The organism is Gilliamella sp. Occ4-3, from assembly GCF_001690675.1.
In the GTDB taxonomy this organism is placed as follows: domain Bacteria; phylum Pseudomonadota; class Gammaproteobacteria; order Enterobacterales; family Orbaceae; genus Gilliamella; species Gilliamella bombi.
On record NZ_LZHR01000050.1, the window covers coordinates 16848 to 28640 of the forward strand.

Sequence of the window (11793 nt, forward strand, 5' to 3'; positions counted from 1 at the left end):
TGAATTTTTTAACTAAATTATGATGTCAGATTTCAAACATTTTGACCTTTGGTGGAATAATTAATATTGCTAATAACACCTAAAACACAAACACACCCAACAGCCCAGTTTGGCGTGCTAGCTTTATTTCGTTATCGGTATATTTTGACGCTCTGATAAGGTAGGCATATTAGCATTGTGGTGCTATATCCGTCTTTCTTACTCTAAAATCGTTCAGGTTGTTCATTGATTTTATTGAATTTTCCATTGAAGATCAGTTAATTACAGGAAGGGGGAGTAAGATTATAGTTTTTAGAGAAATCTAAAAATCTTCTTCTTTTTTCCAATAAATTTTACGCCCAAATCCCAGCAAATTATTCGTCATTTTCACATAATGTAACTGTAATGCCCAGATTGGCGCTTTAAGTACTCTTGCAAAGGGAAATGCCCGATAATATAACGCATAGGCATGCTCAGCTTGTTGTTTTTGTAATCGTGTTGCTTGAGCTTGAAATTGGATCCCTTGGATCTGTGCAACCGTCTTAGGCGTAATACTGATGGTGCCCGCTATTAGTGGGTTTGTTAACATGGCTTTAGCGTGTTCAGTTTTTAATTCGGAAAGAAGATACAAACACATTACCGATTCATCAAAAACATAAAAGGTGTTACATGCCCATGGTTTGTTGTCAGGTAAGATTACGTTTAACGATAATACATGGTTATTTTTAATAAATTTTATGATTTTAGAGTCGGCTTGCATATTTTTTATTTATTGGTGTTATTCGGTTTTAGTGTTTAGGTGCAGATCTTCGCCCCATCGTGGTAGCGATGGGATGTTAATATCAAATAGGTCAAGTGCTCTTGCTACGCTATGGGTGATGATATCATCCAAACATTCAATATGCTGATATAAAGCTGGTACTGGCGGGCATATTACACCACCCATAAGTGTCACGGTTTCCATGTTTTTTAGGTGCGTTAAATTTAAGGGTGATTCACGAACCATTAATACCAAGCGACGACGCTCTTTTAATGCAACATCAGCAGCACGAGTAAGTAAGTTATCTGATAAGCCATGTGCTATGGCAGCCAGAGTCCTCATTGAGCAAGGTGCAATTAGCATACCCATAGTTTTAAACGATCCGCTTGCAATGGCCGCACCAATATTGTTGACAGAATATACTTTATCAGCTAGTGATTCTATTTGTGCTATGCTGGTGTTAGGAAATTCGTAAGCGCGCGTTATTTGTGCTGCTTTTGATATTACTAAATGAGTCTGAATATCAAGTGGTTTTAAAAGCTCTAACGCTTTTATTCCATAAGCAAACCCTGTTGCACCACTAATGCCAATCACTATCCGCTGGAGAGTCATGTTTATCCTATATTAATAAAATTGTTAATCATTATTTTATTTAGCCTACAAATTATATTGTACATTCAAAAATAAGTGATATTAAAGCTAGTTATTAATTTAGTGACTATACCTATCTATTGATAGCGAATCAAGTAGCTAAGGCTACTATCATGAATATTAAAATAAGGGAAAAGTGTTGAGATTATTAAGTTGTTTTATGGCTACCATATAAGGTTGGTAGCCATTTTTAATAATTTACTCTTTAGCTATTGGTTCATTTACAATTTTTGTTTCTTGCTTACCTTGAATAGCTTTTATTTTTTGTTCATATTTTGTTACAGCATCTTTGCTAGATAATAAACTATAAGTTAAAGTAAATTCAGTGCTTTGTCCTGGTTTAAGTTGACGTACACGTTTTTGCTCACGTTCGATAGTCACTGGATAAGCGAAACTGGTGCCTGGCTCTAAGCCTGTAACATAGCCTTGCTTGAGGGTATCGGTATTTTTCCATAATGATAGTACGGGTAGCTGTTTAGTATTAAAACTAATACCAGCTGCTTTATCACCTGCTTTATTGGTCACCATAACTTGTGTTTCGCCATTCTCCTCAGAAAAAGGATAAACATTAAATACCATTTCATCAAAATCTTTAGTTGGACCTAGATAAGTTTGCCACGTATTAAGGCCACCTTTTGCATAATCGTTAAATGGAGATATTTCTTTAACTGGTGCAACAAATTTAGCACCATCTTCAAGAATAGGTGTACCAAAATTACTATGGTAGATGATTTGATAATCACGGATATAATCACTCTTATTAGTGAGAACGTCGTGGACCGTAAATTCTCTACTTCCTGGCACATAGATCAGCGATGCCCAAGTTTCTAAATTGCTTTTTTTGAAAGTATTTTCTTTAATTAACCCTTTAACTGTAATGGTGTACGGTGCTTTGTCCGATACATTAACAATTAATTTAGAAACAGGTGTATTTTGCGCACGACCATGAAGCGTATACATGATGCCACTATCTTGCACAGCATGGCCTGTCCATTCAAAACCACAACGAACCATCATTTCATTAAAGCCATCTAGCCAACCAAGCCCTGCCCGACTTTCTAAGTTAATATATTTAGGATGAACGACTTCATCTACTGGTGAATCCCATCCCATGCGAACACCATCACCAACAACAGACAAAATACCTAATCCACGAGTTGGAATTAATTTAATAGTGAAATTATCACTAGAAATTGTTAGTAGTTCAGTTCCGTCTTGTTTACCACCTTTAAGGATCGTATTTTGAATAGCGAATTTTGAACCTTTTATTCCTAAATCTTGACTCGAAACTGACCAATTACCTTTGGCAATACCTTTTTCGTTATCAGTTAATACAAATTCTTTAGCATTGGCATTATAACTAACTAAACTAATCACAACAGCTAGTGAAATAATTTTGATTTTCATGGTGATTCCTCATAGTTAACAAGATAATACTGAATCGTGTCAGTTAATATGACATATAATAAAAAGAATCAACAAAAAGAAAATCGTAAAAATGAGAGTTTATTCACACTTTTCCCAAAATCATATATGTATATATACAAGTGATTTATAAAGTGAAATAAGTGTGAAATATTAGGAGGTTCAGTTTTTAGGTCTTATTTGTCCTGCTTTCCAGTGTTTTCGGCATACTGAGTGGTATTCGCTATCACCTAGATGAATAGAATTTCCAAATTTAACGATTTTACCGTCTTGTCCTTCCAATAAGATCATGGTTGCCTTTTTGCCACACCAGCATACAGTTTTGAGCTCTCTAAAATTGTCGGCTATTTCAAGTAGTGTTTTAGAACCTTCAAACAGGTGTCCCATATAATCGGTTTTGATACCAAAAAACATGATTGGTACGCCATATTCGTCACATACATCAGATAACTTCCAAATAGTATTACGCGATAAAAACTGGCTTTCATCGATTAGTATACAGGCATAATTGCTTTGTTTGATATGCTCAATAATTTCATCAACCGTTGTGTCATCAAGCTGTAACGCTTTTTTGCGTAATCCTAAGCGAGAAACAATTTCAACTGCCGAGTCACGAGTATCGACTGATGATTTAAGTAATAAAGTCTGCATATTATTACTTAAATAATTATGGTCAATTTGTAAAAGCTCTGTGGATTTTCCGGCATTCATTACGCCATATATATAATAGATTTTAGACAAAATTAAGTTCTCGAAATTAGATTAAATCAATAAAAGTGGTTAAATAAAATGATAATTTGGATAATAAAAAAGGTAAGTTAAATAACCTACCTCTTTAATAGTTTATTGAATAATTATTTTGCTTTACCTTGGTTGGCAACAGCAGCTTGTTTTGCAGCGATTTCGTCAGCATTGCCTAGGTAGTAGTGTTTAATAACTTTCATATTGTCATCAAATTCATACACTAATGGCACACCAGTTGGGATGTTTAGTTCGATAATATCATCATCGCTGATGTTGTCTAAATGTTTTACCAATGCACGAAGTGAGTTACCATGAGCGGCAATGATAACACGTTCACCTTTTGCTACACGTGGAGCAATTGTTGATTCCCAGTAAGGTAGTACACGTTTAATAGTTAATGCTAAGCTTTCGGTTAATGGTAATTCTGATTCAGGTAGTTTGCTATAACGTGAATCGTGACCAGGGAAACGTTCATCTGATTTTTCAAGTGCAGGAGGTGTAATTGCAAAGCCACGACGCCATAATTTTACTTGTTCATCACCATATTTTGCTGCTGTTTCAGCTTTATTCAAACCTTGTAATGCACCATAATGACGTTCGTTTAGCTTCCAGCTTTTTTCAACAGGTAACCATGCTTGATCTACTTCGTCTAAAACGTGCCATAATGTGTGAATTGCACGTTTTAATACTGAAGTGTAGGCATAATCAAATGTGAAACCTTCTTGTTTAAGTAATTTACCTGCTTCAGCCGCTTCTTTGTTACCTTTATCAGATAAATCAACATCAGTCCAACCACAAAAACGGTTTTCTTGGTTCCAAACACTTTCTCCATGTCGAATTAGCACTAATTTTTTAACTGCCATGAATATAACTCCTTTGTTACGTAGATTAAATTTTTGGTATATTCTGTCATAGACATGCTAGGTTATTACCGTGCATGTCCATTTGTTTTGAGCCAACCAGACTGACTCAAAACGTTTATTATTTGGGTAAGTATTTTAACGGGTCAACTGATTGCGCTTTGTAACGAATTTCAAAGTGTAATCTAACTGACGAAGTGCCAGTTGCACCCATTGTGGCTATTTGCTCACCTGCGCGAACGGCTTGTTGTTCTTTTACTAATATAGATTGGTTATGCGCATATGCTGTTAAATAGTCATCATTATGTTTAATAATGATTAAATTACCATAACCCGGTAACGCATTACCAGAATAAACAACGCGTCCATCAGCCGCAGCCAAAACCTTATCGCCAATTGAACCCGAAATATCAATACCTTTGCTTGCCTTTGAGAATTTCTCAATAATCTTGCCTCGTGCAGGCCATCGCCATGAAATATTGACTGCCTTTGAATTTATAGTTGGACTTCTAGTAGAATCATCGAGCGGTTCAGTAATTGTTTCAGTTGTTTCAGTTGTTGTTGGACGTTTATTTTTATCTATTGTGGTAATTGAAGTCGTTGTTGTTTTGGTTATTGTTGGTTTAGTTTTAGCTTGTCCAATCACTACAGATGAATTATTGTTGTTTGATTTATTTGTGGTTGTGTTATTGGTTGTGGTTTTTTGTGTTACTACAACAGTTCCACCACTAACGTCTAATACTTGTCCAACATTAACGGCAAATGGTTCTTTGATATTATTTCTAGCTGCTAGTGAACGGTAATCATTACCAGTTACCCATGCAATATAGAATAAAGTATCGCCTCGTTTAACAGTGTAAGTATCGCCTTGGTATCCGCCTTTTGGAATGTCGTCGTAATTACGATTATAGACAATACGCTCATTACTAATCACCGTGCTAGTATTGTTAGCGGTGTTGGAATTTGAAACCGTCGCCCGTTTTGATGATGGAAGGTTGTGGTTAGCAGGAGTAGAAACAGTTCTACCGCCTGTTGATATATTGGCAGGTGGTTTGGTATAGACAGAAGAAGTTGATGATCCACCTGCGCCAGAAATATCTTCGATTTCGGCCTGCTCAGTTTGCGTACAAGCAACAATCAACAAACTTAAGCAACTTAATGTAAGTATTTTTTTCAAAGCAACACCTTTCATTCGTAAATTTTGTTTTTGACTATTTTGCGTTCAATAGCATTTATACATCTTATTTTATCAGCACATTTTAGCGTTTTTATAGTAAAAACGCTATTATATTGATTACTTATTAGTTAAATCAATAAATTCATCTAGAATTTCACGATGAAAACCTTAAATTTGTTATTTGATTATTCTTGCGTTCTATAACCATCAAAATTCAAACTGAGCTAATATAATTTCTCTATTATCCAAAGGCATAATCCCAATCAGCTTATGCTTAATTTTGTTATAAGCAAGCTATTTTTCTACTTTTGATTAACTATTTATTCGGACTTTGTCGGATTTATTTTGAATGTAATGAGTATATACAATAAAATAGGTTTTCGTACAGTACCTTTGCCGTATTTCTAAAAAAATTTAATGTGATTTAAAATAATGAATTTATATATTGTTGCCACCCCCATCGGAAACTTAGATGATATTACACTCAGAGCCATCAATACACTGAAAAGTGTCGATCTTATTGCGGCTGAAGATACTCGCCATAGTGGTTTACTTTTACAACATCTTGGAATAAAAGCAAAATTGTTTGCTTTACATGATCATAATGAACAAGAAAAGTCCAATATTTTGATTGAAAAACTTAGATCTGGGTTATCAATTGCTTTGATTTCTGATGCTGGCACTCCGTTAATTAATGATCCCGGGTATCATTTAGTTAAGGCTTGTCGCGAAAATAACATAAAAGTAGTTCCCGTTCCTGGTGCTTGTGCTGCGATTGCTGCTTTATGTGCATCAGGGTTGCCGTCAGATAAGTTTATTTATGAAGGTTTTTTACCAGCTAAAACTAAAGCTCGCCAAGATTGTCTTGTAAAATTGTTAGACGAACCACGAACAATGATTTTTTATGAATCAACACATCGTTTATTAGACACGCTTAACGATATGCAAACTATTTGGGGACCAAATAAGCAGATCATTTTAGCTAAGGAACTAACCAAAACATGGGAGACCATTGTCAGTTTTAAGGTTAATGAGTTGATTAATTGGCTAAACGAGGATACTTCTCGCCAAAAAGGTGAATTTGTATTGATTGTTCAAGGTTATATCAAATGCGATGATGATATCGATCCTCAAGTAATTAGTACCCTTAAACTATTGCAAAAAGAATTACCGCTAAAAAAGGCAGCAGCCATTACTGCTGAAATATATGGACTTAAAAAAAATCAACTTTATCAAATTGGTTTAGATTCCGAACAATAATTGGGTCGTTAAGTTACATTACTTGGTATGGCTTATAAAACGGTTTTTAAAAAGCGTTGACTGGATAATAAACTAAATAATTATTACTAATTTGCTTAATTATCGGTTGATTTATTGATAAGAAGATTAGCACAAATAGCGCAATTTAGTATATAATCGCCCCTTATTTTTAAGATATTTTAAAACAAAAAAGGTAACAAACAGTATGGGATTTAAATGTGGGATTGTCGGATTACCGAATGTAGGTAAGTCAACGCTTTTTAACGCACTAACTAAAGCTGGCATTGAAGCGGCTAATTTTCCGTTTTGTACTATCGAGCCAAATACTGGGGTTGTACCAATGCCCGATCCCCGTTTAGATGAGTTAGCTAAAATCGTTAAACCACAACGCACGTTACCAACTACCATGGAATTTGTTGATATTGCTGGGCTTGTTAAAGGCGCATCAAAAGGCGAAGGTTTAGGAAATCAATTTTTAGCTAATATTCGTGAAACAGAAGCCATTGGTCATGTAGTGCGTTGCTTTGAAAACGAGAACATTGTCCACGTTGCGGGTAAAATCGATCCTGCTGAAGATATCGAAATTATCAATACTGAGCTAGCATTAGCCGATCTTGAAGCATGTGAACGAGCAATAACTCGCCAACAAAAACGCGCTAAAGGTGGTGATAAAGACGCCAAATTTGAAGTGGAAATCCTTGAAAAGTGTTTACCTCATCTTGAACAAGGCAAAAAGTTACTCTTATTAGATCTTAGCAAAGAAGAACTTGAAGCCATCAAATACCTTAGTTTTTTAACGTTAAAACCAACTATGTACATTGCCAATGTTAATGAAGATGGTTTTGAAAATAATCCTTATTTAGATAAAGTAAAAGCAATAGCGGAACAAGAAAAAGCTGTTGTCGTACCTGTTTGTGCAGCCATTGAAGCAGAACTAGCCGAACTTGATGATGCCGATCGTGATGAGTTCATGCAAGATTTAGGTTTAACCGAACCAGGCTTAAATCGTGTAATTCGTGCTGGCTATAGCTTACTTAATCTGCAAACTTATTTTACCGCAGGTGTAAAAGAAGTTCGTGCTTGGACAATTTCGGTTGGCGATACCGCCCCTCAAGCAGCAGGCAAAATTCATACCGATTTTGAAAAAGGCTTTATTCGTGCGCAAACCATTGCTTTTGATGATTTTATTAAATACGGTGGTGAACAAGGCGCTAAAGAGGCAGGCAAAATGCGTGCTGAAGGTAAAGATTATATCGTGCAAGATGGCGATATTATGAACTTCTTATTTAATGTATAGTTGATTATTTTACGTCGCCTTTTGGCGACGTTGTTATATTGATGTTCATAATAACTAATTAATATTGATATAAAATTTATTTTTTACTTAAACGTAGTGTTACCTGAAACTTTTTGTCAACTGAACCAATAATAGATTGGTAAATATAAGGACAGTCCACTTTTATGTTACTCACTTTTCAACAAGCCAAGCAACAAATACATCAAAGCGCCTCAACCATAAAATCTTTGCATAGTGAGAAAGTTACGTTATTTGATGCATTAGAAAGGATTACCGCTGAACCTGTAATTTCCCCTATTAATGTACCTAGTTTTGATAATTCAGCTATGGATGGTTATGTAGTTCGGTTAGCAGATCTTAAACAATCAAAATTGTTGCCGCTGGCTGGCGCTATTTTTGCTGGTGACGATATAAACAATCTTAATTGGCCAAAAGGTACTTGTTTGCGTATTATGACAGGTGCGCCTGTGCCAAATGATGCCGATGCCGTTGTTATGCAGGAGCAGACCGAAAAATCTGATTTGGGGATTGCCTTTTTAGGTAATATAAAAGCTGGCGATAATATTCGTCGTATAGGTGAAGATGTTAAAAAAGGTGCGATCACAGTCAACAAAGGGACTAAATTAACGATACCAACATTATCGACACTTGCAACATTAGGCATTAGTGATCTTGTTGTCTTTAAAAAATTAAAAGTCGCTATCTTATCAACGGGTGATGAATTAACCCCCATTGGTCAGCCATTATCTGGTAATTGTGCTATTTATGACAGCAATCGTTTTACCCTAAAATTATTATTAACCAAACTGAACTGTGAGGTTATTGATCTCGGCATTATTGCTGATGATCTTACCGAAATAAAAAAAGCGTTAATAACTGCATCAAGTCAAGCTGACTTGGTGATAACAAGTGGTGGCGTATCTGTCGGTGACGCTGATTATACAAAAATTGCTTTAGAAGAATTGGGTAAAATCAATTTTTGGAAAATTGCAATGAAGCCTGGTAAGCCTTTCGCTTTTGGCAAAATTGGGGACGCACTATTTTGTGGCTTGCCCGGTAATCCTGTTTCGGCTTTGATAACCTTTTATCAATTAGTTCAACCATTGATCTTAACACTTTCAGGACAACAATTGATTCCTACCAATTTATCTTTTAAAGTCAAAACCACTAACAATCTAAAGAAAAGTATTGGTCGATTAGATTTTCAAAGAGGAATATTACAAATTAATAAACAAGGTGAGTTAGAAGTAACAACAACTGGTCAACAAGGTTCTCATATTACGCAGTCATTTAACCAAGCTAACTGTTTTATTGTGCTTGAACAAGATCGTGGTAATGTTAGTGAAGGCGAAATGGTGAATGTTGAACTGTTTAATACATTACTTAAGTGATATTATATCAAGCCATGGTTTATGAATTCTGCCTCCTATAAAGCCACGCATATCAATAAACCAAGGCAATAGTGTTGGTGCACAATTAAAATAGTGCCACTAATATCGCACCAACTGCAATCATAGCGACACCAACGCCAGCTAACAACGAGATCTTTTCACCAAATAAAACAGCAGCAAACACAACAGCAAAAACTACGCTTAATTTGTCAATTGGCGCAACTTGCGACACCTTGCCTTCTTTGATCGCCATAAAGTAAAATAGCCAAGATAACGCACCTGCAATACCACTAAGCGCAATAATGAATAGAGCTTTTTTATCATTGAAAAAGGTATTAATAAGGTTAAGCTTACCTTGTACAACCACAACGCCAACTAAAAAAATAGCCATAACAATAGCACGAATGGCGGTTGCGGTGTTGGCATCAAGGTGTTGTAAGCCAATTTTCCCTAAAATAGCAACACTTGCCGCAGTAATAGCAGAAAGTAATGCGTAAATCAGCCATGCGCTCATATTAATATTTATCTACTTTGAATAAATATTGTTGATTATTCGAATTATTGCTACATTGTTGCGATTTATTCATTACACCACGACAATCTTCTAACACACCGTGTGCTTTTGACCAATGATAAGTTTTGCCTTCGTCGTTTTTCCCTCCACATCCAACTAATGCTAGACTAAAAATTAAACAAGATAGCCCAATAACTGCTACTTTCATTTCTTTCTCCTTTTGGCAAATACATTAAATAATTATAGGTATTACATTTGTTTCTATTGAAGTTATTTTAATTCATAATTGATACGTTTAATAGCTAAATTACCACCTATTTTTAATAGATGAAAAGCGCGCTCGGCTTTGTGTTCAATTAATAATTGAGGTGGTTCATCTAATGGTTCATCAGCTAATTCAAATGCCCCCCAATGAATGGCTATTGCGCAATGACAATTGAGTTCATCATATAACTGCACGGCTTGTTTAGGATCGATATGCTGTGATTGCATATACCAACGTGGTGCATAAGCCCCAATTGGAATTAATGCCAAGTCTATTGAAGGAAAACGCTTAGCAATCTCTTTTAATTCGACGGAGTAGCATGTATCCCCCATAAAATAAACCGTCTTTAATTGATCTTGATTATCAATATTAGATTGAATCACCCAACCACACCATAATGCTTTGTTTACATCAAATAACCCACGATTGCTCCAGTGTATAGCCGATGTTGCGGAAAAAGTAAGCCCATCAATAGTTACACTATCCCACCAATCTAATTCAGTAATCTGTTTTGCTCCCAATTTTAATAATGCTTTTTTTAAACCAAGAGGAGCCATTATTGCAATATTAGGAAAACGCACAATTAATTTCCGAATGCTATGATAATCAAGATGATCATAATGGTTATGTGAAATTACAATAAAATCAATCTGCGGTAGTTGTTCGATTTCTAAAGCTGGAGGTGTGCGACGTTTCGGTCCGATCAATTGTAATGGCGAAGCTCGTTTAGAAAAGATAGGATCTGTCAAAATCATTTTACCGCCCAAACGAATCAATGTTGTTGAGTGACCAATCCACCAAACTCTATCATCGGGCAAGTCAAGATTTATTTGCTCAAACCACGTCTGATTAAAGTTGTGATAACCCTCTTTAGGAGGTAAAACTTTACGTTCAAAACGCCAACGCAAAAACTCACTTATTTTTATTTTAAAAGATTCGTCGTGCCTAAACCCTTTAGCTGTATGATGTTTTTTGTTATTAATTAAGTCTTGCTTTTTATTATCTATCATTGTTACAGTATCTTTACCACTAGTTAGTTTATTTATTTGCCGTACGTTCAATTATTACAGCAACATTTCGAGCATTAGCTATTGCATTCGGTTTGGATACTTTAACTTTAAGCCAATTAACCGAAAATTGTTGAATAATACGCTCAGCAATACGCTCAGCAACACATTCAATCAATTCAAAATTCGAACATTCAACCAATTGTGTTATAGTTTGACTAACCACAAAATAATCTAAACAAAGTGAAACGTTATCACTTTCTCCAGCAGGTTTATTATCCCACGCCATTTCAAGATCAATAATTAATTTTTGTTTAATAGTCTTTTCCCACTCATACACGCCGATGGTGGTTAAAACAGTTAATCCTTCGATTAATACCCTATCTTTGCTATATGTATTCATACACGATTCCAAAACATAATTTACATTAAATAGAGATTACCGAATCTTGATAAATTACGC

General features: G+C 35.3%; 13 protein-coding genes. 3 read left to right on the top strand and 10 right to left on the bottom strand.

The window, feature by feature from the left end; genetic code table 11:
* Positions 1 to 301: 301 nt before the first annotated feature.
* The 6 genes from A9G44_RS05560 to nlpD all read right to left on the bottom strand — a co-directional run bounded on the left by A9G44_RS05560 (position 302) and on the right by nlpD (position 5611).
* Positions 302 to 739: a hypothetical protein gene (locus A9G44_RS05560; protein ID WP_065609690.1), complete on the bottom strand. Its 438-nt coding sequence runs from the start codon at positions 737 to 739 to the stop codon at positions 302 to 304.
* Between the two features lie 18 nt (positions 740 to 757).
* Positions 758 to 1351 carry a UbiX family flavin prenyltransferase gene (locus A9G44_RS05565; protein ID WP_065609692.1) on the bottom strand — a complete coding sequence of 198 codons (594 nt, stop codon included), beginning with the start codon at positions 1349 to 1351 and terminating at the stop codon, positions 758 to 760.
* 237 nt (positions 1352 to 1588) lie between these two features.
* The gene (locus tag A9G44_RS05570) at positions 1589 to 2797 is read right to left on the bottom strand and encodes an aldose 1-epimerase family protein (RefSeq protein ID WP_065609694.1); all 1209 of its coding nucleotides are present in this window, start codon (positions 2795 to 2797) and stop codon (positions 1589 to 1591) included.
* 180 nt (positions 2798 to 2977) lie between these two features.
* Positions 2978 to 3556 (bottom strand): thymidine kinase, encoded by a 579-nt coding sequence (locus A9G44_RS05575; RefSeq protein WP_034910926.1) that lies wholly within the window; start codon positions 3554 to 3556, stop codon positions 2978 to 2980.
* 113 nt (positions 3557 to 3669) lie between these two features.
* Positions 3670 to 4422 (bottom strand): 2,3-diphosphoglycerate-dependent phosphoglycerate mutase, encoded by a 753-nt coding sequence (gene gpmA / locus A9G44_RS05580; RefSeq protein ID WP_034910929.1) that lies wholly within the window; start codon positions 4420 to 4422, stop codon positions 3670 to 3672.
* A gap of 118 nt (positions 4423 to 4540) precedes the next feature.
* Positions 4541 to 5611 carry a murein hydrolase activator NlpD gene (gene nlpD / locus A9G44_RS05585; protein ID WP_065609696.1) on the bottom strand — a complete coding sequence of 357 codons (1071 nt, stop codon included), beginning with the start codon at positions 5609 to 5611 and terminating at the stop codon, positions 4541 to 4543.
* A gap of 417 nt (positions 5612 to 6028) precedes the next feature.
* Between nlpD and rsmI the strand changes: the two genes are divergently transcribed.
* From rsmI to moeA, 3 genes are all read left to right on the top strand, one after another.
* Positions 6029 to 6856: a 16S rRNA (cytidine(1402)-2'-O)-methyltransferase gene (gene rsmI, locus A9G44_RS05590; protein WP_065609698.1), complete on the top strand. Its 828-nt coding sequence runs from the start codon at positions 6029 to 6031 to the stop codon at positions 6854 to 6856.
* 205 nt (positions 6857 to 7061) lie between these two features.
* On the top strand, positions 7062 to 8153 hold the full coding sequence (ychF, locus tag A9G44_RS05595; protein WP_034910937.1) for a redox-regulated ATPase YchF: 1092 nt from the start codon (positions 7062 to 7064) through the stop codon (positions 8151 to 8153).
* 164 nt (positions 8154 to 8317) lie between these two features.
* Positions 8318 to 9544: a molybdopterin molybdotransferase MoeA gene (gene moeA, locus A9G44_RS05600; RefSeq protein WP_065609700.1), complete on the top strand. Its 1227-nt coding sequence runs from the start codon at positions 8318 to 8320 to the stop codon at positions 9542 to 9544.
* A gap of 85 nt (positions 9545 to 9629) precedes the next feature.
* Here the strand turns inward: moeA and A9G44_RS05605 are convergent, their stop codons facing one another.
* From A9G44_RS05605 to folB, 4 genes are all read right to left on the bottom strand, one after another.
* Positions 9630 to 10058, bottom strand: coding sequence for an EamA family transporter (locus A9G44_RS05605; RefSeq protein ID WP_065609701.1), 429 nt, complete (start codon positions 10056 to 10058; stop codon positions 9630 to 9632).
* 1 nt (position 10059) lies between these two features.
* Positions 10060 to 10266, bottom strand: a complete 207-nt coding sequence (locus A9G44_RS05610) for a hypothetical protein (RefSeq protein WP_065609703.1) — start codon at positions 10264 to 10266, stop codon at positions 10060 to 10062.
* A gap of 62 nt (positions 10267 to 10328) precedes the next feature.
* Positions 10329 to 11333, bottom strand: coding sequence for an MBL fold metallo-hydrolase (locus A9G44_RS05615; RefSeq protein ID WP_065609705.1), 1005 nt, complete (start codon positions 11331 to 11333; stop codon positions 10329 to 10331).
* A 28-nt stretch (positions 11334 to 11361) separates the two neighbouring features.
* Positions 11362 to 11733 (bottom strand): dihydroneopterin aldolase, encoded by a 372-nt coding sequence (gene folB / locus A9G44_RS05620; protein ID WP_034910947.1) that lies wholly within the window; start codon positions 11731 to 11733, stop codon positions 11362 to 11364.
* Positions 11734 to 11793 lie beyond the last annotated feature (60 nt).